This window comes from Thermaerobacter sp. PB12/4term (assembly GCF_003403315.2).
Classification (GTDB): Bacteria; Bacillota; Sulfobacillia; order Thermaerobacterales; family Thermaerobacteraceae; genus Thermaerobacter.
Window position 1 is genome coordinate 1,259,236 of the sequence record NZ_CP048407.1, and the last position, 17,820, is coordinate 1,277,055.

General features: G+C 73.5%; 13 protein-coding genes. 9 read left to right on the plus strand and 4 right to left on the minus strand.

The genetic code is table 11. The annotated features are described in order from the left end of the window. Positions 1–32: 32 nt before the first annotated feature. The gene (locus tag DYI95_RS05190; protein ID WP_158556087.1) at positions 33–1,061 is read right to left on the minus strand and encodes a hydroxyacid dehydrogenase; all 1,029 of its coding nucleotides are present in this window, start codon (positions 1,059–1,061) and stop codon (positions 33–35) included. 5 nt (positions 1,062–1,066) lie between these two features. Continuing rightward, positions 1,067–1,900 carry a phosphosulfolactate synthase gene (locus tag DYI95_RS05195; protein WP_116901492.1) on the minus strand — a complete coding sequence of 278 codons (834 nt, stop codon included), beginning with the start codon at positions 1,898–1,900 and terminating at the stop codon, positions 1,067–1,069. A 169-nt stretch (positions 1,901–2,069) separates the two neighbouring features. On the opposite strand from DYI95_RS05195, the gene DYI95_RS05200 reads away from it, so the two are divergent. The 9 genes from DYI95_RS05200 (at position 2,070) to DYI95_RS05240 (ending at position 13,699) form a co-directional block, all read left to right on the plus strand. Beyond that, positions 2,070–2,912 carry an ATP-dependent Clp protease proteolytic subunit gene (locus DYI95_RS05200; protein WP_116901491.1) on the plus strand — a complete coding sequence of 281 codons (843 nt, stop codon included), beginning with the start codon at positions 2,070–2,072 and terminating at the stop codon, positions 2,910–2,912. Between the two features lie 82 nt (positions 2,913–2,994). Further along, positions 2,995–4,533 carry a glycosyl hydrolase family 18 protein gene (locus DYI95_RS05205; protein ID WP_116901490.1) on the plus strand — a complete coding sequence of 513 codons (1,539 nt, stop codon included), beginning with the start codon at positions 2,995–2,997 and terminating at the stop codon, positions 4,531–4,533. Between the two features lie 203 nt (positions 4,534–4,736). Next, positions 4,737–5,876 (plus strand): acyl-CoA dehydrogenase, encoded by a 1,140-nt coding sequence (locus tag DYI95_RS05210; protein WP_116901489.1) that lies wholly within the window; start codon positions 4,737–4,739, stop codon positions 5,874–5,876. An 89-nt stretch (positions 5,877–5,965) separates the two neighbouring features. Further along, positions 5,966–6,916: a hydroxymethylglutaryl-CoA lyase gene (locus DYI95_RS05215; RefSeq protein WP_116901488.1), complete on the plus strand. Its 951-nt coding sequence runs from the start codon at positions 5,966–5,968 to the stop codon at positions 6,914–6,916. A 99-nt stretch (positions 6,917–7,015) separates the two neighbouring features. Beyond that, positions 7,016–8,293, plus strand: a complete 1,278-nt coding sequence (locus tag DYI95_RS05220; protein ID WP_243149877.1) for a D-alanyl-D-alanine carboxypeptidase family protein — start codon at positions 7,016–7,018, stop codon at positions 8,291–8,293. A gap of 71 nt (positions 8,294–8,364) precedes the next feature. Continuing rightward, the gene (gene asnS / locus DYI95_RS05225; RefSeq protein ID WP_243149878.1) at positions 8,365–9,663 is read left to right on the plus strand and encodes an asparagine--tRNA ligase; all 1,299 of its coding nucleotides are present in this window, start codon (positions 8,365–8,367) and stop codon (positions 9,661–9,663) included. A 176-nt stretch (positions 9,664–9,839) separates the two neighbouring features. Then, on the plus strand, positions 9,840–11,108 hold the full coding sequence (locus DYI95_RS05230) for a helix-turn-helix domain-containing protein (RefSeq protein WP_158556086.1): 1,269 nt from the start codon (positions 9,840–9,842) through the stop codon (positions 11,106–11,108). A gap of 361 nt (positions 11,109–11,469) precedes the next feature. Next, positions 11,470–12,789, plus strand: a complete 1,320-nt coding sequence (locus DYI95_RS05235) for a D-alanyl-D-alanine carboxypeptidase family protein (RefSeq protein ID WP_243149879.1) — start codon at positions 11,470–11,472, stop codon at positions 12,787–12,789. A gap of 49 nt (positions 12,790–12,838) precedes the next feature. Beyond that, positions 12,839–13,699, plus strand: a complete 861-nt coding sequence (locus tag DYI95_RS05240; protein ID WP_116901484.1) for a polysaccharide deacetylase family protein — start codon at positions 12,839–12,841, stop codon at positions 13,697–13,699. Positions 13,700–13,721: 22 nt separating this feature from the next. Here the strand turns inward: DYI95_RS05240 and DYI95_RS13040 are convergent, their stop codons facing one another. Together DYI95_RS13040 and DYI95_RS05250 are read right to left on the minus strand one after the other, a co-directional pair. Then, the gene (locus tag DYI95_RS13040; protein ID WP_116901483.1) at positions 13,722–15,422 is read right to left on the minus strand and encodes a ribonuclease H-like domain-containing protein; all 1,701 of its coding nucleotides are present in this window, start codon (positions 15,420–15,422) and stop codon (positions 13,722–13,724) included. Further along, positions 15,419–17,686, minus strand: a complete 2,268-nt coding sequence (locus DYI95_RS05250; RefSeq protein ID WP_116901581.1) for a DEAD/DEAH box helicase — start codon at positions 17,684–17,686, stop codon at positions 15,419–15,421. The genes DYI95_RS13040 and DYI95_RS05250 overlap by 4 nt, the downstream gene beginning before the upstream one ends. Positions 17,687–17,820 lie beyond the last annotated feature (134 nt).

Here is a 17,820-nt window from a genome sequence, read left to right on the forward strand (position 1 = left end):
CGGGCCTCCCGTCTTCAGGGTTCGCCCCCATTCTAGCCTTGCAGCGGCCCCTGCCGCAACGCACCCGCCGTGGCCGGCAGGAAGGCCGGCTGCAGCGGCGGCAGGCCGCGCAGCACGCGCAGCACGTCTTCGGCCACCGAACGGGCGATTCGCTCCTGCGCCTGGACCGTCAGCCCTGCGATATGGGGCGTCAACACCACGTTGGGCAGTCCCCGCAGGGGATCACAGGGACCCGGTGGTTCCAGGGCCCTTACATCCAGGGCCGCCCCGGCCAGATGGCCGCTGCGCAGCAGGTCCGCCAGGGCCGCCTCGTCCACCACGCCGCCCCGGCCGGTGACCACCAGCCGGGCTCCGGGTTTGAGGGACGCCAGCAGGGACCGGTCCAGCAGGCCACGGGTATCGGCGCGCAGCGGCAGGAGGACGACCAGGTAATCCGACCAGGCCAGCAGGTCCTCCAGGGGCCGCCAGTGGATGCCCAGGGCTTGCCATTCGGGATCCTCGGGCCCCCGTCGGGGATGAAAGGTGGCCACGGCCCCCACCAGGGGCCGGAGCAGGGGCACCAGGGCCCGGCCGATCCGGCCAAGGCCCAGGATGCCGACCCGGGTTCCGGCCAGCTCGTCCCCCAGCAGGGCCTGGCGGGCCCAGAGCCCCGAGGCTCCCATGGCCGTGGCGGCGGGCAGCCGCCGGGCCAGGGCCAGCATCTGGGCCAGGACGAACTCGGCCACGGCCCGGGCGTTGCCACCGGGGGCGTATACCACCGTCACCCCGTGGCGCGCCGCCGCCTCGCCGTCGATGTTGTCAAGTCCTGCACCCAGGCGCCCCACCACCCGCAAGCGTGGTGCGGCCTCGAGGAGCGCGTCGTCGACCCGGAGCTGGTTGCGGACCACCAGGCCGGTGGCGTGCTGCAGCAGGCGCAGCAGGCGCGCCGGGTCGCGGGCCAGCCCGGGGTCGTAGACCACCCGGCAGCCTGCCCGCTGGAGGATCTCCACCGCCGACCCGGGACAGAACTCGGCCACCACCACCGGTCCCGCCAGGGACTCCGGCACCGGCACGCTGGCCACGGCTCTCACCCCTGGGGAAACCGGACGGAGCGCAGGTCGGGCCGCCCGAGCAGGGCGGCGCGCAGGGTGTCGCCGCGCAGGCCGTGGCGCAAGGCCTCCAGGGCCAGGACGTCCGCAGGCTGCACGTTGCCCAGGTTGACGCCGGGCCCGAAGCGCAGGATCAGGTCCTGTTGCTGGTGGACCTGCGGCGCCTCGAAGACCAGCACGTAGGGGTCGGGCAGCCCGCGCACCAGGGCCTCCAGTTCGTCTTCATCCACCCGGCCCTGCGCATCGTAGATCACGATGCCCTTGCCCGACTCCCGTGCCTCCACGATGACCTTCTCCACCCCCGCCTCAAGGTCGTCCAGCACCTGCTGGTGCAGGCGCAGGGTGGAGACCCGATCGGCGGGATGCTTCTTGCCGACCTCGCTCACCACCCCCAGGCCCTCCGCGAGCAAGGCGCGGATCAAGTCGCGGCGCACCTCGGGGGCGATGTCCACCGTGCCGTCGGACACCTCCACGTGGGTGAAGCCCACCTCCCGAACGGCCTCGAGAAAGGCCCGGAAGCGTCCCTGCACCAGGGCCACCTCCAGGAACGTGCCGCCCGGGTAGACGGCAATGCCGGCCGCGCGGATCCGCTCCACCTTGGCCTTGAGCACCGCCGGGGGGTAGCAGGCGGGGGTGCCGAAGGCCAGCTTCCAGTAATCGATGCAGTGCCCGGCCACTTCGATGAGGTCCGCCGTGGCGCGGGGCCCCAGCCCTTTGTCGAGGATCATGGTCAAACCGCGCTGGCGGGGCTTGGGAGGTCGTCCCGCCAGGGGGGGCGAGACCACGCCGTTCCAGGGCGCAGGCAAGCTCATGGGTTTTCCTCCTCCGCCGCCCGGGCCGGTGTCCCGGACGGCCACGGCCTTTGCCACGCCCATCCTATGGCGGCGCCGGCCGCGCCGTGACGCCGCCCCGGCCGTTAGAACGGGGCCGCCCCGCACACACTACTGCCGGCGGGCCCAGGGGCGGCCGGCCGGTGAACCGATGGACGTCAACCTGGGGGCACTGCTCAGCAACCTGTTCTGGTTCGTCCTGATCCTCTGGTCCCTGCTGCCCCTGCTGCGGCAACGGCGCATTGCCGACCGCCGCCTGCAGGTGATCCGCCAGCTGGAACGGGAGCGGGGCTCGCGGGTCATCACCCTGATCCACCGCCAGGAGTCCCTGAGCCTTCTCGGCATCCCCCTGACCCGGTACATCACCGTCGACGACTCGGAGCAGGTTCTGCGGGCCATCCGCTACACCCCGCCCAACATGCCCATCGACCTCATCGTTCACACGCCGGGCGGCCTGGTGCTGGCGGCCGAGCAGATCGCCGAGGCCATCCGGCGGCATCGGGGCCGGGTGACCGTGATGGTACCCCACTACGCCATGAGCGGCGGCACCCTCATCGCCCTGGCGGCGGACGCCATCTGGATGGACGAGAACGCCGTGCTGGGTCCCGTGGACCCCCAGCTGGGCGGCTACCCCGCGGCCAGCATCCTGGCCGCCATCCGCCAGAAGGGCCCCGACAAGGTGGACGACAAGACCTTGATGCTGGGTGATCTGGCCGAAAAGGCCATCACTCAGGTCCGCCAGACCGTCCAGCGGCTGCTCCAGGACCGCCTTCCGGCCGGGGACGCGCGGCGCATCGCCGAGGCGCTGACGGAAGGCCGCTGGACCCACGACTTTCCCATCGGCTGCGACGAGCTGCGCGCGCTGGGGCTGGAGGTGCGCTGCGAGCTGCCGGACCTGGTATACCGGCTGATGGAACTCTACCCCCAGCCCGACGGGCGGCGCCCTTCGGTCCAGTTCATCCCGGTGCCCTATGCCGAGCGGCCCACGCGGTGAGTCCCGCCGGGGGCCCTGCAGTAGAGGTTCGGCGCCGGAGGGCGGCTGCGAGGGGCCGATTCCAGAGAGGGGAGGCGATGGTGTGAACACCGAAGGACCGGAACATCACCACGGGCCGGAGCTGCACCGCGGGAGCGCAGGCCGTTCCGCCGGGCGGGGCAGGCAACCGGCCGCCGGGCCGCCTGCTCCGGCGGGCGAGTCCGGGGCTGGGAATCCCGGCCGGCCGGCGGTGGCCTTCGACCGCGGCGCGGCCGCAGGTGACGGTGGAAACGCGGAGGGCCGGGAAGCGCCGGCAGGACGCACCCCCGTCCAGTGGGACGCCGGCGGGGGCCCTGCCGGTGGCAGCCAGCATGCCGGCCCCGCCGGGGGCGGCCCGTCCGGCGGAGGTGGCCCCGCCGGCCCCCGGGGGGTGGGTCCCGGGGGCAGGCCGCCGGGTGGTGGCGGCGGTCCCTGGGGCGGTGGCGGCGGGCGCGGTGGAGGCTGGTGGGCGAGCCTGGGCGGGTGGAACGGGATCTGGGACAAGCTGCGCACGGACCGGCGCTGGCAGGTCGGCGCCGTGACGGCGGGCCTGTTCCTCCTGATCCTGGCGACCCTGCCGGGGGAGCCCGGACCCCAGGGGCAGCCGCCGCTGCGCAAGCCGGCCGGGGTGGCGCGCCCCGAGGTACTGGGATTCTTCGAGAACGGGTGGTCCCCCGTCTTCGGCGATTCCTTCCCTTCGGTGAAGAAGCGGCCCGATCTCATCGACAGCATCAGCCCCTTCTGGTACTCCATCCGTTCCGATGGGAGCCTCTGGCCCCAGGAGATTCGCCAGGAGGTCATCGATTTCGCCAGGGCGCAAGACATCTTGCTGATCCCGCTGTTCAACCTCCTGCAGAGCGGGGGCAACGAGGCCGGGTTCCTGGTCGACCCGGCGGCCCGTTCCCGGGCCGTGCAGGCCATCGTGCGCGAGGTCCAGCAGCGGGGCTATGACGGGGTCAACATCGACTTCGAGCTGCTGCCGCCCGACGCGGAGCCTTTGATGTCCGATTTCATCCGGGAGCTGGACGCGGCGCTGCCGGAGGACAAGCGGCTGGACATCGCCGCCTTCCCCAAGGTGGACGTAGATCCCTCGGTCCACGGCGGGCACAACTGGCAGGTGTTTGCCCGGCACGCGGACCAGGTGATCCTCATGGCCTACGACCGCCACTACCTGGGCAGCCAGCCGGGTCCCGTGTCGCCGGCCGGCTGGGTGGAAGCCAACATCAAGGAGATGCTCAACGCCGGGATCGCAGGGAACAAGATCCTGCTGGGCGTGGGGGCCTACGGGTACGACTGGCCGGCCGGGGCCGGTCCCGGCAACGAGGCCAGTTCCACCCCCGTGCCCCTCTGGCAGGTCAAGCAGATCATCGACCGCCACGGCGTGCGGCCCCAGTGGGACCGGGAGAGCCAGAACCCCCACTTCACCTATACCGGTGAGGGAGGCCAAGAGCGCGAGATCTGGTACCTGGACGAGCGGGTGCTGGAGCAGCGCATCGATCTCGTGCGGAAGTACAGCCTGGGTGGCATTGCCATCTGGCGGCTGGGGTACGAGGACGACGCCTTCTGGAACGTGATCGAGAGGGCGTACGGCCCGCGCCGGTAGCGCCGTGAGGAGAATCGCTCCTTGCTGTGCCCGGCCTTGCCGTGCCCGGCGCCCGCCCGAGCCGGCCGGCCCGGCCTTCCGCCCGGCGGTACCCCAGGACGGCAGGACACCCCCGGCCCTTTCCGAAAGTAGGTATGGAATGGGCACGCCGGCGGGCCTTCGGGTCCGCCCGGCGTGTTGCGATGCCCACGGGGGTGGCGCCGTTGGACTTTGAGCTGTCGGAGCAGCAGCGGCTGGTGCGGGAGATGGTCCGCGACTACGCGGCGCGGCGCATCGCGCCGGGGGCGGCGGAGCGCGACCGGACGGGGACCTTTCCGGCGGAGCAGTTCCGGGAGCTGGGTGAGCTGGGGATCCTGGGCCTGCCCTTTCCCGAAGAGGTGGGCGGCTCCGGCGGTGACACCCTTTCCTTTGCCATCGCCGTCGAGGAGATCGCCCGGGCCTGCGCCTCCACCGCCCTGACGGTGGCGGCCCACGTCTCCTTGGGCTGCACGCCCCTCTACCTGTTCGGCAGCGAGGACCAGAAGGCCCGCTGGCTCGCGCCGGCGCTGCGCGGCGAGAAGATCGCGGCCTTCGGCCTCACCGAACCGGAGGCCGGCTCCAACACGGCGGCCATCCGCACCCGGGCGCGGCAGGAAGGCGACCGGTGGGTCATCGAGGGCACCAAGATCTTCATCACCAACGGCAGCCGTGCGGATTTCGTGGTGGTGGCGGCCGTCACCGACCCCGAGGCCGGGCGCGACGGCATCAGCAACATCCTGGTGCCGCGGGAGGCGCCGGGCTGGCGGGCGGTGCGCCGGTACGAGAAGATGGGCCTGCACGCGTCCGACACGGCGGAGCTGGTCTTCGACGGTTGCCGCGTTCCCCTGGACCACCTGGTGGGGGAGCGGGGAAAGGGGCACCAGCAGTTCCTCCAAACCCTGGACGGTGGCCGCATCGGCATCGGCGCCCTGTCGGTGGGCATCGCCCAGGCCTGCCTGGACGCCGCCCTGGAGTACGCCCGCCATCGCCGGCAGTTCGGCCGGCCCATCAGTAAGTTCCAGGCCATCCAGTTCAAGCTGGCGGACATGGCGACCCAGCTGGAAGCCGCCCGCTGGCTGGTGTACCGCGCCGCCTGGCTGCGGGACCAGGGCCGGCCCTACCGGCGGGAGGCCGCCATGGCCAAGCTGTTCGCTTCCGAACTGGCGGTGCGGGCGGCCCTGGAGGCCATTCAGATCCACGGCGGCGCCGGCTACACCCGGGATTTCCCCGTGGAACGGTATCTGAGGGATGCGAAGCTGATGGAGATCGGCGAGGGCACGTCCGAGGTCCAGCGCCTGGTCATCGCCCGGGAGCTGGGCTGCTAGGGTGGCGGTGCGGGCGGGACCCTGCCTATGGCCTTCTTCCGGCAGGGGCGCCCTGTCCAAGACACCTGTCAGGGAAGGGGAGGAACGGGATGGACTGGCCGGCGCAGGTGACCGTGCGGGAGGTGGGGCCCCGGGACGGCCTGCAGGCCGAGGTCCGGACCCTGTCCACGGAGGAAAAGGTCCGCCTGATCGATGCCCTGACGGAGGCCGGCTTCGGCCGCATCGAGGTGACGTCCTTCGTCCACCCGGGGGCCATCCCCCAGCTGGCCGACGCCGAGGCGGTGATGGCCCGCATCCGGCGCCGCCCAGGGGTGATCTACAGCGCCCTGGTGCCCAACCGGCGGGGTGCGGAGCGGGCCCTGGCCTGCGGCGTCGACGAGATCAGCCTGTTCGTCTCGGCCAGCGAGACCCACAACCGCCACAACGTCCGCCGGTCCATCGCCGAGTCCCTGGCCGGGTTCGTCCCGGTGGCGGAGCTGGCCGCCGCGGCGGGGGTGCGCCTCTCGGGCTATGTGGTGACGGCCTTCGGGTGCCCCTACGAGGGGGATGTGCCGGAAGAACAGGTGGAGCGTATCGTCGCGGCCTACCGGGATCTGGGTGCGGCCGCCGTATACCTGGGGGATACCACCGGCATGGCCAACCCGGCCCAGGTCGCAAGGCTTTGCCGCCGGTTGAAACAGCGCTTTCCCGATCTGGAGCTGGGGCTTCACTTCCACAACACCCGCGGCGCGGCGCTGGCCAATGTGGTGGCCGGGCTGCAGGCCGGCATCACCGTGTATGATGGGGCCGTTGGGGGCTTGGGAGGCTGCCCCTATGCGCCGGGGGCCACGGGCAACGTGGCCACCGAAGACCTGGTGCACATGCTGCACGAGATGGGGATCGCCACGGGGGTCGACCTGGACCGCCTGCTGGCGGCGGCCCGGCTGGCGCAGGAGCTCATGGGCCGGGAGCTGCCGGGATTTGTCCTCAAGGCCGGCAGGCGTAGCGATCTGGTGCGCTCGGTCCAGGCGCGCCAGGCGGCCCGGGAGGCGGAGGGGTAGCGGGGCGGCGCCGGCTGTCCGGGTCTCGCACGGCGTCCCCCCAGGGCTCCTTTGAGCCCTGGAACATCGCCGCGGGTTGAAGGAGGCGAAAGGGTTCCCATGGGGTTGGTTGAATCCCGGCGCGCCCGCCGGGGGCGGCGGTGGAGGGCTGCAGCTGCGGTGGTGATGCTGGCGGCGAGCCTGGCGACGGTGCTGGGAGCTGGGACGGGCCTCCCTGTCGCCGGGGCCCAGGCCGGTGCACCGCAAGGCAGCCCGCCTGCGGCCGGCGCGGGCGGTGAGGCCGGCCTCAAGATCCAGGCCCGTTCCGCCCTGCTGGTGGACGCGACCACCGGCCAGGAGCTTTTCGCCCAGAATGCGGACGAGCCCATCCCGCCGGCCAGCCTGGCCAAGATCATGACCCTGGACCTGGTCTTCCATGCCCTGGAACAGGGCCAGATCGCGCTGGATCAGGAGGTGCCCGTCAGCGAGGCCGCCTGGCGGCTGTCGGTGCAGGCGGGGCTGGGCGGGCCGTCGGCCATGTTCCTGGAGGTGGGGGAGCGGGTCCGCATCGAGGACCTGATCCGGGGCGTGGCCATCGCCTCGGGCAACGACGCCAGCACGGTGCTGGCCGAGGCGGTGGCGGGCAGCGAGGAAGCCTTCGTCCAGCGGATGAACCAGCACGCCGCCGAGATCGGCATGAAGAACTCGGTGTTCAGCAACAGCCACGGCCTGCCCGGGGGCGAGCAGCACGTGACCGCGCGGGACATGGCCCGGCTGGCCCTGCATGTCCTGGCGGAGCACCCCGACATCCTCAAATACACCAGCATGAAGTATTTCGAATGGAAAGATTTTGATCCCCAGCCCAACTACAACCGGCTGCTCTTCCGCGACGACCGGGTGGACGGCATCAAGACCGGCCACCTGTCGGAAGCGGGCTACCACCTGGTGGCTACGGCCCGGGAGGGTGACCGGCGCCTGGTGTCGGTGGTGATGGGAGCGGCCAGCGACGCCTTGCGGGTTGGAGAAAGCCAGCGGCTCCTGGACTACGGGTTCCAGCAGTTCACCAACACCCGGGTGGCCTTTGGCGAGAACGGGCGGCAGGTGGTCCCCGTCTTCAAGGGTGCCCGGTCCCAGGTGACGGTGCAGCCGGCGGCGCCCCCGGTGGTGACCGTACCCAAGACCGCCGCCGGGGAGGTGCGCAGCCGGGTGGAGTTGAAGGAGCCCCTGGTGGCGCCTCTGGAGCGAGGGCAGCGGGTGGGGACCCTGACCATCGAGGATGCAGAGGGCCGGGTGCTGCGCCAGCTGCCCCTGGTCACGGCCGACGCCGTGCCGCGGGGCGGGTTCTTCCGGGTCATGTGGGACAGCGTGCGCCTGCTCTTCCGCAACCTCTTCGGCTGAGGGCGGCGGTCCCTGCGGGGGCCGACGGGAAAGGGTGCAGGCGGCGAATGGGAGACGGTGAAGGCGGAGGGATGGTCGTGAGGGTCACCGTGGCCCAGGTGGGCCGGTTTGAAGGCCAGGAGGTGGAACTGGCCGGCTGGGTGTACAACCGCCGGTCCAGCGGGCGCATCGCCTTTCTGTTGCTGCGCGACGGCACGGGCGTCATCCAGTGTGTGCTCACCCGCGACGGGGCGGGGGAGCAGGGGCTGGAGACCTTCGAGTCCCTGACCCAGGAGTCGTCCTGCCGGGTGTGGGGCGTGGTGCGGGCCGACCGGCGGGCGCCAGGAGGGTACGAGCTGGATGTGACCCGCCTGGAGCCCGTGCACGTGGCGGAAGACTATCCCATCAAGCTCAAGGAACACGGTGTCGACTTCCTCATGGATCACCGCCACCTGTGGATCCGCACGCCGCGGCAGAATGCCATCCTTCGGGTGCGGGCGGCGGTGATGCAGGCGGCGGCCGCGGTGCTGGCTGAGGAGGGGTTCGTCCGGGTCGATGCGCCCATCCTGACCCCCTCGGCGCCTGAGGGGACCACCAACCTGTTCGAAACCGACTACTTCGGCGAGAAGGCTTACCTCTCCCAGAGCGGCCAGCTCTACATGGAGGCGGCCTGCATGGCGCTGGGCAAGGTGTACTGCCTGGGCCCCACCTTCCGGGCCGAGCAGTCCAAGACGCGCCGCCACCTGCTGGAGTTCTGGATGCTGGAGCCGGAGGCCGCCTTCTTTACCCACGAAGACAACGTGGCGCTGCAGGAGCGGCTGGTGCGGGGGATCGTGCTGCGCGTGCTGGAAGAGTGCCCTCGGGAACTGGAGACCCTGGGCCGTGACCCCGAGACCCTGCGCCGGGAGGTCGAGGCGCCTTTCGCCCGGATCAGCTACGACGACGCCCTGCGCATCCTGGACCAGCGGGGCCTGGCCCTGCCCTGGGGCGAGGACTTCGGCGCCCCGCATGAGACGGCGCTCAGCGAGCACTTCGGACGGCCCGTATTCGTCGAACGGTTTCCCACCCGGGTCAAGGCCTTCTACATGGAACCCGATCCGGAGCGGCCGGAGGTGGCCCTCTGCGCCGACCTGCTGGCCCCGGAGGGCTACGGGGAGATCATCGGCGGCAGCCAGCGCATCAGCGACCTGGACCTGTTGCTGCGCCGGATCGACGAGCACGGTTTGAACCGCCAGGCTCTGGCCTGGTACATCGACCTGCGCCGCTACGGTTCGGTTCCCCACTCCGGGTTTGGCCTGGGCATCGAGCGAACGGTGGCCTGGATCTGCGGCCTGGAGCACGTCCGCGAGGCCATTCCTTTCCCGCGCTTGCTCAACCGGCTCTATCCTTGACGGGGCCGGGCGGCACGGGCGGCGCAGGAGGCGGGGCGGCGGCGGGCCCCGCCGCAGGTGGCCCCCGGGACGGGCCGCCGGCCGGCCGGAGGTGCACCGGCGCGGCGGGCTCCGTCCCGGGCTCAGGGGGACCAGGCCGGCGGCTGCCGGTGCGGTGCAGCCAGGAGTTGGGGACGTTGCCAGCGGGCGGACAGCGGGCGGCAGGGCACGGGGGTGATGGAGTGACCCTTGAGGAGATCGGGCGGCAGCTGCGGGAGGCCCGCGAGCGCAAGGGGTTGACCCTGCACGATGTGCAGGTGGCCACCAAGATCCGGCGCAAGTACCTGGAGGCGCTGGAACGGGGCGACGATTCGGAGTTGCCCCCGGAGGTGTACACCCGCGGATTCATCCGGGCCTACGCCAGCCTGGTCGACCTGGACGGGATGGAGCTGGCCCGGGCCTACAGCCAGTGGAAGCAGGGCCGGGGCACGGCCGGCGGCCAGGAAGGGGAGGCGGGAGCGCTGGAACCTGCCGGGGTGCCCGGAAGCCGGGGTGAAGCGCCGGAACCCCCAGACCGCCCGCCGGCGCCCGCCGAGGCCCCCCGCGATGCCTCCGGCCGCATCCAGGAAGGGGTCCGGGAAGGGCGCCGTCCCCCCGCGGAAGCGGAACCCGGCGGCCGCCGGCGGCCTCCATCGCCTCCCTCCGCGCCCCCCCGCCGGCCCGCTGGCGATCCTGAGGCCTTGACACCACCCCCGCTGGTGACACCCGGGCCCCGCCGGAGGGCGGCGGCCCGGGGAGGCGGGCGGGGAAGGGGGACCGGCCCGCGGGCGCTGGCGGGCACGTCCCGGGCACCGCGCCCGTGGGGACGGTGGCTGGCCGGCCTGGTGGCCCTGGCGGCCGTGGTGGCCGTGGTGCTGTACATCGCCGGTGCGCCCGACACGGCCGAGAACCCCCGGCCGCCGGTCAGCCGTAGCCAGCCGGGCCAGGCTCCGGGCGGGCAGCCGGCCGCTCCCGGCAGCGACGGCGGCGGAGCGGCGGCCCCTGGCGGCGGGGGGGCCGGGCCCCAGGCTCCGGCGGAACCCCCGGCTACCGAGCCGACCGCGCCCCAGGTCATGGTGCGCCGGGATGGGAACGACGTCTATTACGCCATCCGCCTGGCGGAACCCGGCGGCGGGGCCCCGCCGGCTGGGGGGGCCGGGGCACCCGGGGCCGGGCCCGCGGGGGAGGGGCCGCAGGTAACCCTGACGGCCCTGGACCGGGTCTGGGTCCGGGTGCGGGATGCCGGTGGCCAGGTGGTCTTCGAGCAGCTGATGCAGGCCGGGCAGCGACACGAGGTGCCGCTGGGTGAGGGCCTGGTGATCCGGGTGGGGTATCCCCGGGGGCTGGCCCTGCAACTGGGAGACGCGGAGCTGGACGTTCCCGACGAGCAGTCGCCTCTGAACCTGCACCTGGAGCCGGCCGCGTAGGGGCAGCCCGCATGGGCGGTGGAACCAGCGGCGGCAGCCCGTCTGGGCGGGACCACCGGCGCCGGGCCAGGACCGCCGGCCGCGGCGGGGCTGCGACCGGTCTAGCCGGCTCAGGCTTGCCATACCCATGGGGCGGGAGCAACCCCCTGGGGAGGCAGGCACCGTGAGGCACGCCGGTTTTTCACCGCCGCCTTGTACGGAAATCCCGGGCCCGATCCCTTCCGCACCCGCGCGGGCGGCCGGTGGGGCGAGCCGGCCGGCGATCCGGCCCCCGCAGAGGGGGCGCCCCCGGCCGGCGGCCGGGCTCCGGCGACCGGACCCCAGCCGGCCGGTGGTGCTGCGGTGGGGGCCGCGGGCCCTTGTGGCCCTGCTTGCCCTGCTTCTGGTGGGAGCGGTGTCGCTTCCGCCCGGGCCGGCCCGGGCCTCCAGCCTGTGGCCGGGCCGGCCGGCCGTGGCTCCCGTGGAGCCCGAGCCGGCCCTGGACGCCGTGGCGGGCGAACCCGGTACGGCGATCCGGCCCGTCACCGTGCCGGTTGCAGGTGCGGGCGGGAGCCGGCCCCCCCGGCGGGCGGAGGTCTCCTACCCGCTGCAAGGGTCGCCCTACCCGGTGCCGGAGGGCGTGGCACCCCTGTGGCGCGGGGTGGTGGCGCCGCCGCCGGCCACCGGCGCGGCGGCTGCCGTGCTGATGGATCAAGCCAGCGGCCAGGTCCTCTTCGCCCACAACCCCCACCAGCGCCGGGCGCCGGCCAGCACCACCAAGATCCTCACCGCCATCGTGGCCCTGGAGTTCGGCAACCTGGACGACGTGGTCACGGTGAGCGAGCACGCCGCCGCCACGGAAGGGTCGACCATGGACCTTGTGGCCGGCGAGCGGTACAGCCTGCGGGAACTGCTGTGGGGTTTGATGCTGGAGTCCGGCAACGACGCCGCGGTGGCCATTGCGGAGCACATCGCGGGCAGCGAGGCGGCCTTTGCCCGCCTGATGAACGAGACGGCCCTGCGGCTCGGCCTGCGGGACACCCACTTCACGAACCCCCACGGCCTCCACGACCCGGCCCACTTCACCACCGCCTACGACCTGGCCGTGATGACGCGCTACGCGCTGGCCAACGACTACTTCGCCCGCCTGGTCTGCCAGCCGGAGAAGGTCCTCTGCCGCGGCGACGGTGACTGGGTCCGCATCCTTTCGTCGACCAACCGGCTGCTCTGGTATCACGAGTGGATCCGCGGGGTGAAGACCGGGACAACCGGCGCGGCCGGGCCGTGCCTGGTCAGCTCGGGGGAGCTGGAGGGGCGTCGCCTGATCGCCGTCGTGCTGGATTCGGGGGATCGCTGGGCGGACAGCCAGGCCCTGCTGGAGTGGGGGTTTGAACAGTTTGCACCGGCCCAGGGCGGCCGCGCCGGCGACGGGGTGGGGCAGGTGGCCGTGGCGCGCGGGCGCCAGCCGGCGGTGGAAGCCCGCCTGGCGGGCGACCTGACGGCCCTGGTGCCGCCGGGGCTTGTGCCCCGGGTCCGGCGGGTCCTTGAGCTGGCCCGGCAGGTGGAAGCGCCCGTGGCGGCCGGGCAACGCCTGGGCACTGCGTCCCTGGTTCTCGACGGGGTGCCCCTGGCCCGTACCGCGGTGGTGGCGGCTGCCGGTGTGGACCCTGCGCCGTGGTGGCGCCGCTGGTGGCCCTGGTAACGCGGCTCCCGGGCCTGGAACGGAACCGCGGTAAGAGGGGGGACGCTGGGTGTTCATCACCCTGGGCCGTTCAGGCCGCGCGTGGCTCCTTTTCCTGGCGGGTCTGGCGACGGTCCTGGGACTGGCGCGGCTTACCCTTCCCTGGGAACGGCCACCCCTGGACGGCATGGACGCAGGTCCGGGCCGGCCCGTGGCGGCTCCCGCCGGCGGGGAGAGGGCGGCCGTCACCCGGGGTCCGGAGGAGGGACGGCAGGTGGCCCTCACCTTCGACGTGCTGGAGGGCGAGAGGGTGGTCGTGCAGGTGCTGGACGCCCTGGCCTGGCGGCGCACCCCGGCGACCTTTTTCGTCACCGGCCTGTGGGCACGGGCGCATCCCGACCTGGTGCGGCAGATGGTGGCGGCCGGTCACGAGGTGGCGCTGCGCCAGCCGCCCCGGCCCGGGGCAGGGGCGGGTCTGGAGGGTGGGCCGTCCGGACCGGGCCCCGGCCGGGGCAGCGGCCGCCCCGGACCGGCAGGGGGCGGCCCCGATCCTGGGCTGTACGAAGAAGCGACCCGGCTGGCCCGGCTCTCTGGGCAGCCCGTCCGCTACGTGCGACCGGCACAGGTGGGGCTGGTGGAGCCGGCCGGCGCTCCCGGCCCTGGCGGCGGGCCCGCCGGCAGGCCCCCGCAGGGGGTGCGGCCGGTGCTCTGGAGTCTTGACCTGCAGGACTGGATGAACCCCGGCACCGACTACATCGTCTACCGGGCCGGGCAGGCCCGCCCCGGGGACATCCTGCTGCTTCAGGCCAGCGATTTTGCCCGCCAGACGCCACGGGCGCTGCCCCGGGTCCTGGACCAGCTGGCCCAGCTAGGCCTCCGGCCGGTGACCCTGAGCACGCTGCTGGGGGAGGGCGACGCCGCGACGCCCTGAAGACCGGCCACAAGCGGCCCGCTCAGAGGGCCCGCGCCTGGACCTGACCGCCGGCGGCCAGCTGCTGCCGCAGCCGTTCCAGCCGGTGACCCAGGGGGCCCGCGGGCAGGCCGGGGCGGGAGGGGCCGGAGGCTCCCCGCCACAAGCGTTGCCGCCGTTGCCAGAGCCGCTCCGCCTGGGCCAGGTACCGGGCCGCCTGGGGGAGGTCCCGCAACCGCAGCCAGAGCTCCGCCAGGTCGACCCAGGGGTCGAGCGGAGCCAGCGGGTGCTGCGGGTCGCAGAGGCCGGCCAGCAGGGCCACGGCCTCGGCCAGGCGGCGCTGGCGCCGGTAGAGGGGTACCAGCCGCCGCGCGACGGCCGTCACGGCCGCCCGGCTGGGGGCCAGGGCCAGGGCACGTTCGTACCAGGTCGTGGCCGTGGCCGTATCGACCCGCTCCCACTCCCGGCCCCCGGCCAGGGCCTCGTCCCACCGCTCCAGCGTGGCGGCTCCCACCGCGAGCCAGCCGCCGATCCAGGCCGCTAGACCCACCAGGGACAGCAGGTCCAGCCGGTTATGCCGGAGGACGGGGGCGAGCAGGTCCACGGGGCCGCCGCCCCGCAAGAACTGGCCGTACCGCCCGGGAATCTCGGCCCCCGGGATGTCGCCCGTGCGGAGGAAGCCCAGCAGGCGGTGCTCCAGGGCCCGCAGGTTGACCCGGGAGCCCGGGCCGGCCCACAGGCGGCGAGCGGGGTAGAGCAGGTCGAAGTGGGCCTTGAGGGGCGGAGCCGGGCGGCGGTGCCATTGCCACCGGGTCTCCAGCATGGGCCAGTCGAAACCCCGGCCGTTGAAGGTGACCAGCCAGGGCCGTTCCTCCACCCGGCGGGCCAGGGCAGCCAGCCATGCCGCCTCCGTCCCCGGCTCCAGGTCGGGGACCAGGTACTGCTCGAGGTAGAGGGCGTAACCGGCCGCGGCCGGGGTGCCGCCGGCGGGCACCGGGTCCGGGCGGCGGGGGGCCGCGGCGGCTGCCCCGGCCCGTCCTTCGCGGCCGGCCCGGTACGCCGCCGGCGAAGGTTCGCCGCCGTCCGCGGCGGCCGGGGCCGGACCAAACCAGGCCAGCCCGGCCAGGAAGGGCCGGTGGCCGGCGGCCACGGCAAGGCCCGTGGTCTCCAGGTCCAGGAACAGCAGCTGGCCGGGACCGGGAGGGGCGGCCTGGCGCCGCCCGGCGGGGCCCGCCACGGCGGCCAGCACCTCCAGGGACCGGCCAAGGTCCGCAAACCATGCCGCGGGATGACCGTGGCCGTGGCGGTGGTGGGCCGGGTACACCACCTGCCAGCGCCAGACCGCGCCGTTCCCGTCCTCGATGGGCTGCAGGCCGGCCGCCTCGGGAGCGGGGCCGCCAGATCCAGGCGGAGGATCCGGCGCCTCCCGGCAGCTTGTCCTGCCGCCGTCCAGGTCCCTGGTGCGGCCGCCGGCCGGCGCCGCCGGACGGCCACCGGCGCCGGGATCGGCTGGCCCACTCCCGGCGGGGCGGCCGGCTTGCTGCGGGTCGCCCGTGCCGCCGGTCCCGGCCGGGCCGGCGGCACCGCCCCCTTCGGCAGCCCGCCGCCCGCCGGCCGCGCCGTCTGCCGGCCCTTCCTCCGCGTCCGCTCCCTCTCCCGCGTCCGCGGGCGCAGCCTGGGGCTGGGCCTTCAGCACCAGCCGGCCCGCGGCCCGCAGGGCCCGCAACTGCTCCAGCCGGCTCACGGCCGCACCGCCTCCCCGGCCAGGCGGGCCAGCAGCCGGCGGGCCGCGGCCTTGGCGCCCGGCCCGCTCTCGGTCTCCGGCCCCACGCAGGCGGGGCAGCCTCCCTGGCAGGGGCAGGCGTCCACGGCCTCCAGGGCCGCTTGCCAGAGCAGGGGCAGGATGTCATACGCCTTGTCGGCCAGGCCGACCCCGCCGGGATAGCTATCGTAGAGGAACAGGGTGGGGCGGCCGGTGAAGGGCGAGCGCAGCTGGGCCACGGTGCCCAGGTCGCGCCGGTCGCAGAGCAGGTAAAGGGGCGCCAGGTGACCCAGCAGGTGGGCGATGCCCTGCAGGCCGGCCTGCAGGGCGGCCGGATCCAGGCCGGTCGGTTCGTCCTCCAGGGCCAGCCAGCAGGCGGTGGTGTGCATCTCCAGCTCCGGCAGGTGGATCCGGCCCCAGCCCACGTTCTCGTGGGTGAAGAGCTTGATCTTCTTGAACAGGGTGGCCCGGGCGATGACGGCCACCTCCCCCCGGGCGGCGGTCCCGCCGGGAGCCGGGCGGCTGGCGAAGGTGTCCAGCACCTTGAGGTCGACGGCCAGGTGGGCATCGGTGTAGTAGTCGACCTGGACGGGCCGGACGTAGGCCTTGTTTTCGGCGAAGTCCAGGCGCTCCACCTGGTACTGCTGCCCCTCGTGGATGTAGATGGCCTGCTCGTGGACCAGCAGGGGCGCCGAGAAGCGGTCGACCTCCCCGATGACCCGGGCTCCCCGGCTGGTGTCGATGATCACCACATTATCCTCCGCCGCCGAGCGCAGGCTGATCTCGTGGGCGGGGAAGGTGTCGCTGATCCAGTGCCAGCGGTCGCCCGCCCGGTGGACCAATCCCTGCTCTTCCAGGAAGGTCAGGACGTCGTCCACGGGCTGGTCGCCGAAGCGCTCGCCCGCCCGGAACGGCAGCTCGAAGGCCGCGCACTGGATGTGGCTGACCAGGATGTAAAGGTTGTCGGGATGGATGAACGCCGCCTCCACGGGCTGGTCCAGCAGGAAGCGCGGGTGGCGGGCGATGTACTGGTCCAGGGGGCTGGAGGAGGCCACCAGCACCGCCACCGCCCCGCCGTGCCGCCGGCCGGCGCGCCCCGCCTGCTGCCAGAAGCTGGCCACGCTGCCGGGGTAGCCCGCCAGGACCGCCGCCTGCAGGGACCCGATGTCGATGCCCAGCTCCAGGGCGCTGGTGGCCACCACCCCCAGCACCTCCCCCGAGCGCAGCCCCCGCTCGATCTCCCGCCGCTGGTTGGGCAGGTAGCCGCCGCGGTAGCCCCGCACCCGGTGGCCCTGCTCGCCCATGGCCCGGCGCAGGTAGGTGAGCAGCACCTCCACCGACAGCCGGCTGCGGGTGAACACGATGGTGGCGATGCCGTTCTTCAGAAACCGCTCGGCCCAGCGGCGCGCTTCCTGCAGCACGCTGCGCCGGATGCCCAGCTGGGCGTTGACCACCGGCGGGTTGTACACGATCACGTGCCGCTCCCCGCGGGGGGCGCCGCTTTCGCCGATCACCCGGACCGGCCGCCCCAAGAGCCGGGTGGCGTGGTCGCCGGGGTTCCCGATGGTGGCCGAGCAGGCGATGATCCGCGGCCGGGAGCCGTAGAAGGCGCAGACGCGGAAGAGCCGGCGCAGCACGTTGGCCACGTGGCTGCCGAACACGCCGCGGTAATGGTGGAGCTCGTCCACCACCACGTACTCCAGGTTCTCAAAGAGGTTGACCCAGCGTGTATGGTAAGGAAGGATGCCCGCGTGCAGCATGTCCGGGTTGGTGATCACCACCTGCCCCGCAGCCCGGATGGCGCGCCGCGCCGCTTCGGGCGTGTCGCCGTCGTAGGTGTAGGCCTTGAGGTCGAGGCCCAGCTGGTCGATGGCCTCCTGCAGGGCCGCATACTGGTCCTGGGCCAGGGCCTTGGTGGGGAACAGGAACAGCGCCCGGGCTGACGGCCGTTCCAGCATGCGCTGGAGCACGGGCAGGGTGTAGCACAGGGTCTTGCCGGAGGCGGTGGGCGTCACCACGACCACGTCCTCGCCGGCCAGGCTGGCGGCGACGGCTTCTGCCTGGTGGCTGTAGAGCTGCGCGATCCCACGCCGGTCCAGCCAGTCCACCAGCCGCGGGTCCAGGGCCTCCGGCGGCGGTGCGAAGCGGCCCGGGCAGGCCGGTTCCACCTCCCAGGCCTGGATCCCCGCGACCCAGGCGGGGTCAGTGCGCAGCTGGTCCAGCACCTGGCTCAGGTTCAAGGGCACGGAGGCCACCTCCAGCGAATATCCGTTCGCTGCCGGGAGCGCCTTCCCTGCCGCCGTGGCGCCCAGGGCATCCCGCAGCCGGCCCCCGGGGCCGGTCACGGCCGGCGGGCAGGCTTCCCCCCGCCCCCGGCGAA

Excerpts from the sequence above, each read along its gene's own strand:
- DYI95_RS05195 (WP_116901492.1), bottom strand. The coding sequence starts at position 1,900 with ATGAGCTTGCCTGCGCCCTGGAACGGCGTGGTCTCGCCCCCCCTGGCG.
- DYI95_RS05200 (WP_116901491.1), top strand. The coding sequence starts at position 2,070 with ATGGACGTCAACCTGGGGGCACTGCTCAGCAACCTGTTCTGGTTCGTC.
- DYI95_RS05215 (WP_116901488.1), top strand. The coding sequence starts at position 5,966 with ATGGACTGGCCGGCGCAGGTGACCGTGCGGGAGGTGGGGCCCCGGGAC.
- DYI95_RS05220 (WP_243149877.1), top strand. The coding sequence starts at position 7,016 with ATGGGGTTGGTTGAATCCCGGCGCGCCCGCCGGGGGCGGCGGTGGAGG.
- asnS (WP_243149878.1), top strand. The coding sequence starts at position 8,365 with ATGGTCGTGAGGGTCACCGTGGCCCAGGTGGGCCGGTTTGAAGGCCAG.